A 14,187-nucleotide genomic window follows, 5' to 3' on the forward strand; every position below is an offset into this window, starting at 1 on the left:
GCATTGCACGCCTTCCCGGGCCTCCATGGTCCCTCGGATGGGTGATTGGGGGGCGAATATCGGTCCCTCGCGTGTATCCGGACGGCCCGATGGTCAGGATTCGGCCTTACGGTGCACGCGCGCGACCCAGTCGGCGGGCTTGGCGATCTCGGCCTTGGTCGGGAGGGTGTTGGGCGAGGTCCAGACGCGGTTGAAGCCGTCCATGCCGACCTCGTCGACGACCGACCGGACGAACTTCTCGCCGTCCTTGTACTGGCGGAGCTTGGCGTCGAGACCGAGGAGCTTGCGCAGGGCCTGGTCGAGGCGGCCGGCGCCCTGGGCGCGGCGCTGCTGGAACTTCTCGCGGATCTCGGAGACGGAGCCGACGACGTCGGGGCCGACGCCGTCCATGACGTAGTCCGCGTGTCCTTCGAGGAGGGACATGACGGCGGTGAGGCGGCCGAGGACCTCGCGCTGGGCGGGGGTCTGGACGATGTCGACGAGGCTGCGGGTGTCGCTCTCGCCCTGTTCGCCCTCGGGGCGGCCGCCGGACAGGGACTGGGCGGCCTCGCGGAGCCGTTCGAGGAAGGTCGTCGGGTCGACGTCGGTCTCGTCGAGGAACGTCTGGATCTCGCCCCGGAGGTGGTCGCGGAGCCAGGGCACGCCGGTGAACTGGGTGCGGTGGGTCTCCTCGTGGAGGGCGACCCAGAGCCGGAAGTCGTGCGGGTCGACGTCCAGCTCGCGTTCGACGTGGACGATGTTGGGGGCGACAAGGAGGAGCCGGCCGCCGCCGTTCGCGGAGGCGGGCAGCTCTCGGGTGGCGGGGGCGAACGTCTCGTACTGGCCGAGCACCCGCGAGGCGAGGAACGAGAGCAGCATGCCCAGCTCGACGCCGGTGACCTTGCCGCCGACCGCGCCGAGGACGGCACCGCCGGGTCCGCCGGAGCGGCGGCTCTCCATCTTGGCGAGCAGGGGCTGGAGGAGTTCGCGGAAGCCCGCGACGTTGGCCTTGATCCAGCCGGGGCGGTCGACGACGAGGACGGGGGTGTCCTCGGGTTCGGTGCCTTCGGGGATCATCCGGGTGAAGAGCCGGACGTGCTCCTCGGACGCCTTGGCGTGCCGCCGGAGCTCCGCGACGACGGCGCGGGCCTCCTCGCGGCTGATGTCGGGTCCGGGCCGCACGAGTCGGGTCGCGGTCGCCACCGCGAGATTCCAGTCGACCATCTGGGCACCACCGATGCTCGTCATGCGTCAACCGTACGTGAGCCTGTCCCCCGGTGGTGGGGTCTTGCACCGCTCTTCGGGTACGGCCCCGTGCTCAGCCGCCTGTTCCGGCGAGTGCGGTGGCCAGGGCGTCGAGGGCGGGTTCCGCCTGGCCCGCGTCGATGCTGCCGGAGGCGAGGAAGGCGAAGGCGAGCAGGCGGCCCTGGCGGTCGACGACGGTGCCGGCGAGGGAGTTGACGCCGAAGAGGGTTCCGGTCTTGGCGCGGATCAGGCCGGTGCCTTCGGCATCGGGCGCGTACCGGCCGCCGAGGGTGCCGCTGAAGCCGGCGACCGGGAGGCCGGTGAGGACCGGGCGGAGGCCGGGGCGGTCGGGGTCGGCGGCACGGGCGAGGAGCGCGGTGAGGAGGGCGGGGGTGACCCGGTCCTTGCGGTCCAGGCCGCTGCCGTCGGCGAAGTGGGCGCCGCCCACCGGCACCTCGATCTTCTTCAGCTCGTTGGTGACGGCGCGGCGGGCCCCGGCGAACGAGGCGCTCTCGCCCTTGGCGATGGCGGTCTGCCGGGCGAGCGCCTCGGCGATGTCGTTGTCGCTGTTGGTGAGGGTGCGCTCGACGAGGGCGTCGAGCGGGGCGGAGCGGTGGGTGGCGACGGTGCGGGCCTCGTCGGCGGCGCGGGCCTCGCGAGGGGCGCCGGTGACCTTGACGCCCGCCTTCTTCAGGGCGGCGGCGAAGGTGCGGGCGGCGTCGCCCGCGGGGTCCTCGGTGCGCTTGGCGGGGCCGCGGTCCGTGTCGTTGACGCGGCCCTCGTTGACCATGAGGGCGGTGACGGGCGCGATGTTGTCGTTGGGGCTGATCGGGTGGAGCACGGGGCCGGTGTAGCGGGAGATGTCGTACGTGAGCCGTACGGAGTCCCGGTCGTCCTCGCTCAGGGCGTCGGCGGTGTCGGCGGCCATCTCGCGCAGGGCCGCCTTGCTGAGCGTGGGGTCGCCGCCGCCGACGAGCGTGACGGTGCGGGAGTCGGGGGACAGCGCGGCGGTGGTCGCGATGCGGTGGTCGGGGCCGAGGACCGAGAGGGCCGCGGTGGCGGTGGCGATCTTGATGGTGGAGGCCGGGGTCATCGGGGTGGTGGCGCCCCGCCCGTACAGCTGCTCGCCGGTGGCGGTGTCGATGACGGACGCGGCGACCTTGTCCCCGAGGCCGGGATCGCCGATGAGCGGGGCGAGGGTGTCGCGGAGGGCGGCGGGGTCCTGGGGGGCGTCGTGGGTGGTGGTGCCGAGGGCGGGCAGGACGGCCGGGGCGCTGGGGGCCGGGCGGGGGCCCTCGGGCGTCGGGCGTCCGTGATGTGCGCCACCTGTGCGGTCACCGGCGGCTGCCAGTGCCCGCTCGGCCTTACGCTGACCGTTGTCCCAGGGGCCGGCGGCGAGGACGGCGCCGGTTGCGACGACCAGGCCGAGCGTTGCGGAGCCTGCGATCACCTGCCAGGTGTACGCCCCGTTGCGCTTCTTCGTCAGGATCTTCGGCCCGCCCCACGGGTCCGAGGGGCGCATCGACGGTTCTTCCACCTGCTCGGCCACCGCTGACCAGCCCCTTTCGCGAGCACACTTCTGCGTGGGGGACACTTAATCACCAGTCGTATGTGTTGATCATGGAGGAGCCACCCGTGGAGTTCGACGTCACCATCGAGATCCCGAAGGGTTCGCGGAACAAGTACGAGGTGGACCACGAGACCGGTCGGATCCGCCTGGACCGTCGACTCTTCACCTCGACCAGCTACCCGGCCGACTACGGCTTCGTCGAGAACACCCTCGGCGAGGACGGCGACCCGCTGGACGCGCTGGTCATCCTGGACGAGCCGACCTTCCCGGGTTGCCTCATCAAGTGCCGTGCCATCGGCATGTTCCGGATGACCGACGAGGCGGGCGGCGACGACAAGCTGCTCTGCGTCCCGGCGTCCGACCCGCGCGTGGAGCACCTGCGCGACATCCACCACGTGTCGGAGTTCGACCGCCTGGAGATCCAGCACTTCTTCGAGGTCTACAAGGACCTGGAGCCGGGCAAGTCCGTCGAGGGCGCCGACTGGGTCGGCCGCGCCGAGGCGGAGGCCGAGATCGAGGCCTCCTACAAGCGTCTTGAGGCGCAGGGCGGCGCGCACTGACGTCCCTCTTCCGGTTCCGTTTGTGAGCCGGACGGCCGTCTTCGAGCGGGCGGTGCATCTTCACGGGTGTACCGCCCGTTGCGCTGTGCGCATTGCCTCGTCATGCGGGGGTCATGTCGGTGGCCATACTGGGCACACGTGCGCCCGGAAGATCAGCCGAGCAGGAACGAGGTCGAGTGGTGGCGGAATCGGGCGGTCCTGAGGACCAGAAGCCCCAGTCCGACGAGGCGCGGAGCGCTTTCGCTCCGCCGGCCGGGACGATGCATCCGGTCTCGCCGCCCGAAGAGGACCATCCGACGTCGGAGTTCGCGATTCCGGACGGGGTGGTGTCCGACGCGAGCGGCGCGGCGTCTGCGGGAAGCGGACCGGCGGCCGGTTCGAACTCCGACACGCTGAGTTCCGCTTTCACCCCGCCGAGCACGTACAAGGCCCAGCAGTCGCCGCCCGCCTTCACCCCGGCGCAGGGCATTCCGATGGTCAAGCTGACCAAGGAGGCGCCCTGGCAGGACCGGATGCGCACGATGCTGCGGATGCCGGTGACCGAGCGTCCGGCGGCCGAGTCGATCCAGCGCACCGACGACGAGACGGGTCCGGCCGTGCCGCGCGTGCTCGACCTGACGCTGCGTATCGGGGAGCTGCTGCTGGCGGGCGGCGAGGGCGCCGAGGACGTCGAGGCGGCGATGTTCGCGGTGACCCGGTCCTACGGCCTGGACCGCAGCGAGCCGACGGTGACGTTCACCCTGCTGTCCATCTCGCACCAGCCGTCGCTGGTCGACGACCCGGTGACGGCGAGCCGTACCGTACGCCGCCGGGGCACCGACTACACCCGTCTGGCGGCGGTGTTCCGGCTGGTCGACGACATCACGAGCGAGGACGCCGAGGTGTCGCTGGAGGAGGCCTACCGGCGGCTGGCGGAGATCCGCCGTAACCGTCACCCGTACCCGGGCTGGGTGCTGACGGCGGCCGCCGGGCTGCTGGCGGGTTCGGCCTCCGTGCTGGTCGGCGGTGGGCCGCTGGTGTTCCTGGTGGCGGCGGCGGGCGCGATGCTCGGCGACCGGCTGGCGTGGCTGTGCGCCGGGCGCGGGCTGCCGGAGTTCTACCAGTTCACGGTGGCCGCGATGCCGCCCGCCGCGCTGGGGGTTGCGCTGACCCTGACCCATTCGACGGACGTCCGCCCCTCCGCGGTGATCACCGGTGGGCTGTTCGCGCTGCTGCCGGGGCGGGCGCTGGTGGCGGGCGTGCAGGACGGGCTGACCGGTTACTACATCACCGCCTCGGCCCGGCTGCTCGAAGTCATGTACTTCTTCATCGGGATCGTCGCGGGTGTGCTGATCGTCCTGTACCTGGGGCTCCAGCTGGGCGCGGAGCTCAATCCCGAGGCCCGGTTCTCGCCGTACAACGAGCCGGTGGTGCAGATCCTGGCGTCGATGGCGCTGAGTCTGGCGTTCGCCGTGCTGCTCCAGCAGGAGCGGTCGACCGTGCTGGCGGTCACCCTGAACGGCGGCGTGGCCTGGATCATCTTCGGGGCGATGGCCCGGACCGGGAACATCTCGCCGGTCGCGGCGACGGCGGTGGCGGCCGGCCTGGTGGGCCTGTTCGGCCAGCTGTTCTCGCGCTACCGGTTCCACTCCTCACTGCCCTACATCACGGCGGCGATCGGGCCGCTGCTGCCCGGTTCGGCGACGTACTTCGGTCTGCTGGGCGTGGCGCAGAACGAACTGGACACCGGGCTCGCCTCGCTGTCGACGGCGGTCGCGACGGCGCTGGCCATCGCGATCGGGGTGAACCTGGGGAGCGAGATCTCGCGGCTGTTCATGGGGCTGCCGGGGGCGATCGGCGGGGCGAGCCGCCGGGCGGCGAAGCGGACCAGGGGATTCTGAGCCCGCGGGCTTCGTGGCTCTACGAACGCCGTACGAACGCCGTACGCGCAGAAGCGCCCCTCACCCGGAGCTGCGGGGGAGGGGCGCTTCGTCGTGTACGTGCGTGGGGTCAGCGCTTGGCGTGCCGGCCGCGCTGGCCGGAGGAGGGGCCGTTGCCGCCCGGGGGGCGGCCGGAGCCGTCGCCCGCCTCGGCCACGGCGGCCTTCTTGCCCTGGCTGCGGGCCCGCAGCACCTCGATCACGATCGGCACGACGGAGATGAGCACGATCAGGATGAGGATCATCTCGATGTGCTCGTGCACGAAGTCGATCTTGCCGAGGAGGGCTCCGAGCACGGTGACGCCGACGCCCCAGAGGATCGCGCCGACGACGTTGTACGTGATGAAGGAGCGGTAGTTCATCCGGCTGACGCCCGCGATGATCGGCGTGAACGTGCGCACGATGGGCACGAAGCGCGCCAGGACCAGGGACTTCGGGCCGTGCTTCTCGAAGAACTCGTGGGCCTTCTCCACGTTCTCCTGCTTGAAGAGGCGGGAGTCGGGGCGCTTGAAGAGGGCCGGGCCGACCTTGCGGCCGAAGAGATAGCCCACCTGGTCGCCGACGATCGCGGCCACCGCGATCAGCGTGCAGACCAGCCAGAGGGGGTACTTCAGCTGTCCCGTGGTCACCAGCAGACCCGTGGTGAACAGCAGCGAGTCGCCGGGCAGGAAGAACCCGATCAGGAGGCCGGACTCGGCGAAGACGATGAGGAGCAGGCCGGGGAGCCCGAACGTGTTGAGCAGATAGTCCGGGTCCAGCCAGCTCGGTCCGAGCGCAAGCGTATTCAAGGGTCCGGGCTCCAGGATGAGGGGTGCGATGGCGGCTCTGTGGCCGCCCCAAGCTATCAACGCCCGATGCGTGCCCGTGGTTCCAGTGGCGTACAGCGGGAATGCGCATCCTACGAAGCGGCCCGAAGCTGATCACAGGAGGTGCCACCACCATGGGCATTGAGGAATTCGGCGGCGGTCAGACCGCACAGGCGGACGTGCTGGTCGTCACCACGAACGACGTACCCGGCTACCAGGTGACCCAGGTCATCGGCGAGGTCTTCGGGCTGACCGTGCGCTCCCGTCACCTCGGCAGCCAGATCGGGGCCGGGCTGAAGTCGATGATCGGCGGCGAGCTGAGGGGGCTGACCAAGACGCTGGTCGAGACCCGTAACCAGGCGATGGAGCGGCTCGTGGAGCAGGCGCGGGCCCGGGGCGCCAACGCGGTCCTGATGATGCGCTTCGACGTGACCGAGGCGGCGGACGTGGGTACGGAGGTCTGCGCGTACGGGACGGCGGCGGTGATCAGCAAGGTGTGACGGGCGCACGGTGTGGCGCGGCACCGGCCCGACCGCCCGGCGTGACCCGGCGCTCCCGGGCCGCACGGTGTGACGCGGTGCCGATCGGTGCCAGCTTGGGCGTTATATGTGTTTTGCCGCCCTAGGGTGGGCCGGTGGCCCCCGAATCCCCCGCACCCTCGCCCACTCCCCCGCACCCTCAGCAGCCGCCGGCCACCCCGGCCCGGCGGCTGCTGCCGCTCGTGCTGCCCGCGATCGTCGTCGGCGTCGTCTGCGCGCTGATCCTGCTCGGGGTGAGTCTGCTGGCGGAGCAGCTCCAGGACGTGCTCTGGGAGTCCCTGCCCGACGCGCTCGGGGTGGGGCGGTTCTCCTCCGTGTGGATGGTCGTGATGCTCACCGCGACCGGCCTCGCGGTGGGGATCGCCCTGCGGGCCGTACCCGGTCACGGCGGGCCCGATCCGGCCACCACCGGGCTGGTCGACGCCCCGATGCGGCCCGGCGTCGTGCCCGGGCTGCTCCTGGTAACCGTTCTGGCGCTGGCGGGCGGGGTGAGCCTCGGGCCGGAGAACCCCATCACCGCGGCCAACATCGCCCTGGCCTTCTGGCTCGGCCGGCGGCTGGCGCCGGGCGCTCCCGGCGAGGTGTGGGTGGCGCTCGCGGCGGCCGGGACGATCGGGGCCCTCTTCGGCACCCCGGTCGCCGCCGCGCTGATCCTCTCCGAGGTGCTGGCCTCGCAGCCGGGCCCCGGGGCGTTCTGGGACCGGCTGTTCGCCCCGCTCGCGGCCGGTACGGCGGGCGCGCTGACCATGTCGCTGATCGCGGAGCCCAGCTTCGACCTCTCCCTCCCCGCGTACACCGGACCGCACTGGGGCGATCTGCTCTCCGCCCTGCTGATCGCCTCAGCGGGCGCGCTCCTCGGGCTGCTCGCGGTGTACGCGTTCCCGGTGGCGCACCGGGTCTTCGCGGCGCTGCGGCATCCGGTGCTCGCCCTGACGGCGGGCGGTCTCGTGCTGGGGCTGCTGGGCGCGCTGGGCGGCCATCTCACCCTGTTCAAGGGGCTCGACGAGGTGAAGACGCTGGCCGGGGACCCGGACGGGTGGTCGGCCGGGGAGTTCGCGGGGATGGCGATCGTGAAGATGGCCGCCGTCGTGATCGCGGCCACCTGCGGCTTCCGGGGCGGCCGGATCTTCCCGTCGGTCTTCGCGGGGGTGTCGCTCGGACTGTGCGCCCATGCGCTGGTCGACGCGGTCCCGCCGTCGCTCGCGGTGTCCTGCGCGGTGCTGGGGGTGCTGCTCGCCGTCACCCGGCAGGGCTGGGTGAGCCTGTTCACCGCGGCGGTGATGGTCGGCGACGCGTCCGTGCTGCCGCTGCTGTGCGCGGCGACCCTGCCCGCGTGGCTGCTGGTCACGGGGCGGGCCCAGATGCAGGTGGACGCGGACGGGAAGTCACTGCGATGAGCGGCGTGCGCGGTCACGGGGAAGGACCCGCCCGGCGCGCCGGAACCACTGAACCTCCGTATCGTCTGGTTAGTGCGCTTTTGCGCCACCCTGTACCGATTCTGGTTCGATGGAGGTTCCCCGCATGCCCACGCCCGTCAACGTCGCCGTCGTCTATTACTCCTCCACCGGCACCGTCGCCACGATCGCGAAGGCGATGGCCGAGGACGCCGAGCGGGCCGGGGCGCAGGTGCGGCTGCGCCGGGCGGCGGAGCTCGCGCCGCAGGCGGCCATCGACTCCAACCCGGCGTGGGCGGAGAACGCCAGGGCGACCGCGGACATCCCCGAGGTCTCGCCGGACGACATGGTCTGGGCGGACGCGGTGATCTTCGGTACGCCGACCCGGTTCGGGAACGTCACCGCCCAGCTGAAGCAGTTCCTCGACACGCTCGGCGGGCTGTGGCAGTCCGGGCAGCTCGCCGACAAGGTCTACAGCGGCTTCACCTCCACGGCCACCGCCCACGGCGGCCAGGAGTCCACGCTGCTCGCGTTGTACAACACGATCCACCACTTCGGCGGCATCCTCGTCACCCCCGGGTACACCGACCCCACGAAGTTCGTCGACGGCAACCCGTACGGCACCTCGCACATCGCCGGGCAGGGCGACCTCCCGGTCGGCGAGCAGACGCTCACCGCCACCCGGGTGCAGGCCGAGCGGGTCGTGAAGCTGACCCGGGCCGTCAAGGCGGGCCTGGCCGCCGAGAACTGACCCCGTCCCCGCGGACGCCCACGGGCGCGCACCGACCCCCGTAGGCCGAGAGAAGGGTTTCCCCGCCATGCCGCTCCACCGTGGTGCCCACCCGGACCAGGACGAACCCTCCGACGAGCGGCGCAGGCTCGCCCTGAACCCGTTCTTCGGCGAGGCGGACCCGACGGCCGCGATGAACACCGCGCCGCCCCGGCACCGGCTGCCCGACGGGCCGCTGCCGCCGCTGACGGCGTACCGGCTGGTCCACGACGAGCTGATGCTCGACGGCAACTCCCGGCTCAACCTGGCCACGTTCGTCACCACCTGGATGGAGCCGCAGGCCGGCGTCCTGATGGGCGAGTGCCGGGACAAGAACATGATCGACAAGGACGAGTACCCGCGCACCGCCGAGCTGGAGAAGCGCTGTGTGGCGATGCTCGCCGACCTGTGGAACGCGCCCGATCCGTCGGCGGCCGTGGGGTGTTCGACCACCGGGTCGAGCGAGGCGTGCATGCTCGCGGGGCTCGCCCTGAAGCGGCGCTGGGCCAAGCGGAACGCGGACCGCTATCCGGCGACGGCACGGCCCAATCTGGTGATGGGCGTGAACGTGCAGGTCTGCTGGGAGAAGTTCTGCAACTTCTGGGAGGTGGAGGCCCGGCAGGTCCCGATGGAGGGCGGGCGCTTCCACATCGACCCGCAGGCCGCCGCCGAACTCTGCGACGAGAACACCATCGGGGTCGTCGGCATCCTCGGCTCCACCTTCGACGGGTCCTACGAGCCGATCGCCGACCTCTGCGCGGCCCTGGACGCCCTCCAGGAGCGCACAGGACTTGATGTCCCCGTCCATGTGGACGGGGCGTCCGGCGCGATGGTGGCGCCGTTCCTCGACCCGGACCTGGTGTGGGACTTCCGGCTGCCGAGAGTGGCGTCGGTCAACACCTCGGGCCACAAGTACGGCCTGGTCTATCCGGGGGTCGGCTGGGCGCTGTGGCGGACGGCGGACGAGCTGCCGGAGGAGCTGGTCTTCCGGGTCAACTACCTGGGCGGCGACATGCCGACGTTCGCCCTGAACTTCTCCCGGCCAGGGGCGCAGGTGGTCGCGCAGTACTACACGTTCCTGCGGCTCGGGCGCGACGGCTACCGGGCGGTCCAGCAGGCGTCCCGGGACGTGGCCTGCTCCCTGGCCCGCGCGGTGGAGGACCTCGGCGACTTCCGACTCCTCACCCGAGGGGATGAGTTGCCGGTGTTCGCCTTCACGACGACCGCCGAGGTCCACGCGTACGACGTCTTCGACGTGTCGCGCCGGCTGCGGGAGCGCGGCTGGCTGGTGCCGGCGTACACCTTCCCCGCCAACCGGCAGGATCTGTCGGTGCTGCGGGTGGTGTGCCGCAACGGTTTCTCCTCGGATCTGGCCGAGCTGCTGGTCGAGGACCTGAAGCAGTTCCTGCCCGAACTGCGGGCGCAGAAGCACCCGGTGAGCCACGACCGGAAGGCCGTTACGGCCTTTCACCACTGAGGGGGCGGCCCCGCCTCTACCGGCTGAGCCGCGTGAACTTGCCTACGGCCAGTGGGAAGAACACCGCGATGATGGCCACCGGCCAGAGCACCGCGAGGAGCCCGGCGTGTTCGGCGGCCCAAGAGCCGGTCGCGCCGCCGGGGTTGCCGAACAGGTCCCGTACGGCGGTGGCGGTCGCGGACATGGGGTTCCACTCGACCACCGCGCCCAGCCAGCCCGGCATCGACGCGGGGGTCGCGAAGACGTTGGAGAGGAAGCCGACCGGCCAGACCAGGATCTGGACCGCCGTGACCATCTCCGGCCTGCCCGCCACCATGGCGAGCTGAATGCCGACCCACAGCATCGCGAACCGCAGCAGGAGCAGCAGCCCCACCGCCCCCAGCGCGGCGGCCGCCCCGTTGTGCCAGCGCCAGCCGACCGCGTAGCCGACCCCGGTCATCACGGCGAGCGAGAGAACCGACTGGAGCATGTCCGCGGCGCTGCGGCCCACCAGCACCGCGCCGGGGACCATCGGCATCGAGCGGAACCGGTCGATCACGCCCTTGCCGAGGTCCTGGGTGACCGCGAGCATCGTGGCCTCCAGGCCGAAGGCCATGGTCAGCGCGAGCATGCCGGGGACCAGGTACTCGGTGGGGTCGCCCGGCACGCCCCGGCCGCCGCCCACCAGATAGGTGAACATCAGGAGCAGCATCACCGGGAACACCAGGTTGACGAGGACCGCCACGGGCTGGCGGGCCCAGTGCGCCAGTTCGCGGCGGGTCATCGTCCAGGAGTCGGCCAGTGCCCAGCCGAGCCGGGAGGCCGCCCCGTCCGGTCCGAGGACCGTCGTCGTCGCCGCGCTCATGCCGCCACCTCCGCCTTCTCCGCCGCCTGCCCCGCGGCCGGTTGCCCGGTCAGGGACAGGAACACCTCGTCCAGGGTCGGGCGGCGCACCGCGATGTCCTCCGCCTCGATGCCCGCCTCGTCCAGCACCCGCACCGTCCGGGTCAGGGCCGCCATCCGGTCCGGGGCGGGCGCGCCGATCCGCCGCCGGTCGGGGTCGAGCGTCAGGCCCTCGCCGCCGAGCAGCGCGGCCGCCTCGGCCAGCCGGGACGCGTCGCGCAGGACGACGTCGATCCGGTCGCCGCCGACGCGGGCCTTCAGCTCGTCGGGGGTGCCCTCGGCCACCGCCCGGCCGTGGTCGATCAGGGAGATCCGGTCGGCCAGCTGGTCCGCCTCCTCCAGATACTGCGTGGTCAGCAGCACCGTGGTGCCGCCGCCGACCAGGGACCGCACCGCGTCCCACACCTCGGTCCGGCCGCGCGGGTCGAGGCCGGTCGTCGGCTCGTCCAGGAACAGCACGTCCGGATCGGTGATCAGCGACGCGGCCAGATCGAGCCGCCTGCGCATGCCGCCGCTGTACTGCTTGACGGCCTTGCGGCCGGTGTCCGCGAGGCCGAACCGCTCAAGGAGTTCGTCCGCCCGGCTGCCCGACCGGCGTGCGCCCAGGTGGTACAGCCGCCCGAACATCTCCAGGTTCTGCCGTCCGCCGAGCTGTTCGTCCACCGCCGCGTGCTGCCCGAGCAGCCCGATCCTGCGCCGCACCTCGCCCGCCCGTTCGCGGACGTCGAGGCCGGCCACGGTGACCCGGCCCGCGTCGTGGCGCAGCAGCGTCGACACGATCCGTACGGCGGTGGTCTTGCCCGCCCCGTTGGGGCCGAGCACCCCGTGGACGGTGCCGCGGCCGACGGCCAGGTCCAGTCCGTCCAGGGCGCGTTTCTCCCCGTACCGCTTGTGCACTCCGTCCATGACGATCGCTTCCGTCACGTTCCCCGCCGCCCTTCCGTGCCTTCACAACCCTTGTAGTCAAACTTGACTAGTAGGTCGAAGGTAAACCCCGGTCCGGCATTCGTCAAACTTGATTACTCGTCGTCCCCAGGGTCGGGCACCCCGGTGGCGTAGGGGTTCTCCTCGCCGTCGGCGAGCACCCCGACGAACGGGTCACCCTCGCCCGCGAAGGTGTACGCGCCGCCCTCGATGCGGGCGATCAGGCCCCGGGTCCACTCCGCGCCGCTGTCCGCCGAGTGCACCCACAGATTCATGATCTCGCCGATGTGGCCGAGGGATTCGGGCCCTTCCTCGGGGGTGTAGTACTCGGTGACCGCCTCACGCCACTCGCGGATGCCCTCGATCCGCGCCTTGAGCAGCGCGACCGCCTCCTCGCGGGGCAGGTCGACGATGAAGCCGACCGCCGCCGACAGGACGTCCATGTTCCGGTCGTAGGAGCGGATGGCGTCCCGGAGCAGGGCGCGGTACTCCTCCAGCCCCTCGTCCGTGACCTCGTACTCGGTGCGCGGCGGGCCGCCGGCCGTGGAGGGGGCCGTCTCGTGCGCGAGGAGCAGTCCCTGCTTCGCCATCTGCTTCAGGGCGTGGTAGATCGACCCGGGCTTGGCGTTGGACCACTCGTGCGCGCCCCAGTACTCCAGGTCGTTGCGGACCTGATAGCCGTGCGCGCGGCCGTGCATACGCACCGCGCCGAGGACCAGCAGCCGGATCGCGGACATGACACTCCTTCGTATTCAACTTTGACTAGGGTAGCCCCGCCCGCTTGCGTCCGGCCGGCAGGTGTGCCCTCGCAGCCGGACCGCCGGGGCCAGCAGGGCCGCGACCATGCATCCGGCCGCCAGCGCCGCCCACACCACGTCGTAGCTGCCGAGCGCGTCCCGGGCGGTGGCGCCGAGGAACGCCGAAGCACCCGCGCCCAGTTGGTGGGCGGCGTTCGTCCAGCCGAAGACGATGGGGCCGTCCTCCCCGTACACCCGGCGGGCCAGCTCGATGAAGGGCGGCACGGTCGCGACGTCGACGAGCCCGTAGACCGCCGTGAACAGGAGCATGGGGGCCGTGACCGTCGAGGCGAACACCAGGGGCAGAGCAAGGAGGGTGAGGGCGCGGACGGCGAAGCAGACGGTCAGCACACGGCGCGGGTCGAACCGGTCGGTCAGCCAGCCGGCCAGCAGCGCGCCGAGGGCGGAGAAGATCCCGATCAGGGACAGCAGCGAGGCCGCCGCCGTGGCCCGCATGCCGTGATCGTGTGCGGCGGGCGCCCAGTTGGACCACATGATGCCGTTGGTGGACGCCCCGCAGAGCGCGAACGCCCCGGCCAGCAGCCAGAACGGGCCGGTGCGCGCCGCCCGAAGGAGCACCTTCAGCGTGCGCGCCGCCGCTCCGGCGGCCGGGGGCGGCATCGCCACGAACTCCGTGGCCCCGTACGGCCTCACGCCCGCCTCGGCCGGGTGGTCGCGCAGCAGCAGGAAGACCAGGGCGGCCACCGCCAGGGCCACGAGCGCCAGCGTCACCACCGGCGGACGCCAGCCGTGGTGGCCGACGGACCAGGCGAGGAGAGGGAGGAACAGCAGCTGGCCCAGGTGGCTCGCGGAGCTGAGCGCGCCCGTCACCAGTGAGCGCCGCCGGTCGAACCAGCGGGCGGTGACCCCGGCGGCGAACGTCATGGTCAGGCAGCCGCTGCCGAGGCCGATCAGCACACCCCAGTACGCGACCAGCTGCCACGGCCGCGTCATCACCCCGGTCAGCAGCGCCCCCGCCGCGACCAGCAGCAGCGCGCCCATGACCACCCGGCGGGTCCCGATCCGGTCCATCAGCGCCGCCGCGAACGGGGCGGTGAGGCCGAAGAGCACCATGTTCACCGAGGCGGCGAGCGCGATCTGCCCGCGCTCCCAGCCGTACTCCTGGCGCAGCGGCGTCATCAGCAGGCCGGGCACGGTGGTGAACGCGCCCGCCGTGACGATGGCCGCGCCGGCCACGGCGGCCATCAGCCATGCGCGGTGGATACGGGCGGGCGGGGTCCTGGTCGAAGTCGAGGCAGATGCGGTCATGGAATCAGCGTCGCGAGCGGCCCCCGCCCTCACGAGTGTCCCGATGGACCAGGTGCGC

At 72.0% G+C, this 14,187-nt stretch carries 13 protein-coding genes; 6 read left to right on the plus strand and 7 right to left on the minus strand.

Annotated elements, in window-relative coordinates; all coding sequences use genetic code 11:
• Nucleotides 1–93 precede the first annotated feature (93 nt).
• Nucleotides 94–1,227 carry a zinc-dependent metalloprotease gene (locus WQO_RS15170; protein ID WP_010063725.1) on the minus strand — a complete coding sequence of 378 codons (1,134 nt, stop codon included), beginning with the start codon at nucleotides 1,225–1,227 and terminating at the stop codon, nucleotides 94–96.
• A 70-nt stretch (nucleotides 1,228–1,297) separates the two neighbouring features.
• The gene (gene dacB / locus WQO_RS15175) at nucleotides 1,298–2,746 is read right to left on the minus strand and encodes a D-alanyl-D-alanine carboxypeptidase/D-alanyl-D-alanine endopeptidase (protein ID WP_032749201.1); all 1,449 of its coding nucleotides are present in this window, start codon (nucleotides 2,744–2,746) and stop codon (nucleotides 1,298–1,300) included.
• Nucleotides 2,747–2,859: 113 nt separating this feature from the next.
• On the opposite strand from dacB, the gene WQO_RS15180 reads away from it, so the two are divergent.
• Both WQO_RS15180 and WQO_RS15185 read left to right on the plus strand, forming a co-directional pair.
• On the plus strand, nucleotides 2,860–3,354 hold the full coding sequence (locus WQO_RS15180; RefSeq protein WP_003968257.1) for an inorganic diphosphatase: 495 nt from the start codon (nucleotides 2,860–2,862) through the stop codon (nucleotides 3,352–3,354).
• 176 nt (nucleotides 3,355–3,530) lie between these two features.
• The gene (locus WQO_RS15185; protein ID WP_010063723.1) at nucleotides 3,531–5,234 is read left to right on the plus strand and encodes a threonine/serine exporter family protein; all 1,704 of its coding nucleotides are present in this window, start codon (nucleotides 3,531–3,533) and stop codon (nucleotides 5,232–5,234) included.
• A 109-nt stretch (nucleotides 5,235–5,343) separates the two neighbouring features.
• Here WQO_RS15185 and WQO_RS15190 read toward each other — a convergent pair whose 3' ends face one another.
• Nucleotides 5,344–6,060 carry a DedA family protein gene (locus WQO_RS15190; protein WP_010063722.1) on the minus strand — a complete coding sequence of 239 codons (717 nt, stop codon included), beginning with the start codon at nucleotides 6,058–6,060 and terminating at the stop codon, nucleotides 5,344–5,346.
• Between the two features lie 152 nt (nucleotides 6,061–6,212).
• Between WQO_RS15190 and WQO_RS15195 the strand changes: the two genes are divergently transcribed.
• The 4 genes from WQO_RS15195 (at nucleotide 6,213) to WQO_RS15210 (ending at nucleotide 10,257) form a co-directional block, all read left to right on the plus strand.
• Nucleotides 6,213–6,578 (plus strand): YbjQ family protein, encoded by a 366-nt coding sequence (locus WQO_RS15195; protein WP_010063720.1) that lies wholly within the window; start codon nucleotides 6,213–6,215, stop codon nucleotides 6,576–6,578.
• A gap of 134 nt (nucleotides 6,579–6,712) precedes the next feature.
• Nucleotides 6,713–8,014 carry an ion channel protein gene (locus WQO_RS15200; protein ID WP_058953994.1) on the plus strand — a complete coding sequence of 434 codons (1,302 nt, stop codon included), beginning with the start codon at nucleotides 6,713–6,715 and terminating at the stop codon, nucleotides 8,012–8,014.
• Nucleotides 8,015–8,138: 124 nt separating this feature from the next.
• Complete coding sequence (gene wrbA / locus WQO_RS15205; RefSeq protein ID WP_010063718.1) at nucleotides 8,139–8,762, plus strand: NAD(P)H:quinone oxidoreductase; 624 nt, start codon at nucleotides 8,139–8,141, stop codon at nucleotides 8,760–8,762.
• Between the two features lie 67 nt (nucleotides 8,763–8,829).
• Nucleotides 8,830–10,257, plus strand: coding sequence for a glutamate decarboxylase (locus WQO_RS15210; protein ID WP_058953995.1), 1,428 nt, complete (start codon nucleotides 8,830–8,832; stop codon nucleotides 10,255–10,257).
• Between the two features lie 16 nt (nucleotides 10,258–10,273).
• On the opposite strand, the gene WQO_RS15215 is transcribed toward WQO_RS15210, so the two are convergent.
• From WQO_RS15215 to WQO_RS15230, 4 genes are all read right to left on the minus strand, one after another.
• The gene (locus WQO_RS15215) at nucleotides 10,274–11,101 is read right to left on the minus strand and encodes an ABC transporter permease (protein ID WP_010063716.1); all 828 of its coding nucleotides are present in this window, start codon (nucleotides 11,099–11,101) and stop codon (nucleotides 10,274–10,276) included.
• Complete coding sequence (locus WQO_RS15220; protein WP_010063715.1) at nucleotides 11,098–12,063, minus strand: daunorubicin resistance protein DrrA family ABC transporter ATP-binding protein; 966 nt, start codon at nucleotides 12,061–12,063, stop codon at nucleotides 11,098–11,100. Before WQO_RS15220 ends, WQO_RS15215 begins: the two co-directional genes overlap by 4 nt.
• Nucleotides 12,064–12,158: 95 nt before the next feature.
• The gene (locus WQO_RS15225; RefSeq protein WP_010063714.1) at nucleotides 12,159–12,800 is read right to left on the minus strand and encodes a PadR family transcriptional regulator; all 642 of its coding nucleotides are present in this window, start codon (nucleotides 12,798–12,800) and stop codon (nucleotides 12,159–12,161) included.
• A gap of 15 nt (nucleotides 12,801–12,815) precedes the next feature.
• The gene (locus WQO_RS15230; protein WP_107115822.1) at nucleotides 12,816–14,129 is read right to left on the minus strand and encodes an MFS transporter; all 1,314 of its coding nucleotides are present in this window, start codon (nucleotides 14,127–14,129) and stop codon (nucleotides 12,816–12,818) included.
• Between the last annotated feature and the right edge of the window lie 58 nt (nucleotides 14,130–14,187).

The sequence above is a fragment of the Streptomyces globisporus C-1027 genome (genome assembly GCF_000261345.2).
GTDB lineage: Bacteria > Actinomycetota > Actinomycetes > Streptomycetales > Streptomycetaceae > Streptomyces > Streptomyces pakalii.

What these genes read in the sequence shown, in the direction of transcription:
- WQO_RS15215 (WP_010063716.1), bottom strand. Translation starts at nt 11,101, where the DNA reads ATGAGCGCGGCGACGACGACGGTCCTCGGACCGGACGGGGCGGCCTCC.
- WQO_RS15225 (WP_010063714.1), bottom strand. Translation starts at nt 12,800, where the DNA reads ATGTCCGCGATCCGGCTGCTGGTCCTCGGCGCGGTGCGTATGCACGGC.
- WQO_RS15170 (WP_010063725.1), bottom strand. Translation starts at nt 1,227, where the DNA reads ATGACGAGCATCGGTGGTGCCCAGATGGTCGACTGGAATCTCGCGGTG.
- WQO_RS15210 (WP_058953995.1), top strand. Translation starts at nt 8,830, where the DNA reads ATGCCGCTCCACCGTGGTGCCCACCCGGACCAGGACGAACCCTCCGAC.
- WQO_RS15230 (WP_107115822.1), bottom strand. Translation starts at nt 14,129, where the DNA reads ATGACCGCATCTGCCTCGACTTCGACCAGGACCCCGCCCGCCCGTATC.
- dacB (WP_032749201.1), bottom strand. Translation starts at nt 2,746, where the DNA reads ATGCGCCCCTCGGACCCGTGGGGCGGGCCGAAGATCCTGACGAAGAAG.
- wrbA (WP_010063718.1), top strand. Translation starts at nt 8,139, where the DNA reads ATGCCCACGCCCGTCAACGTCGCCGTCGTCTATTACTCCTCCACCGGC.
- WQO_RS15195 (WP_010063720.1), top strand. Translation starts at nt 6,213, where the DNA reads ATGGGCATTGAGGAATTCGGCGGCGGTCAGACCGCACAGGCGGACGTG.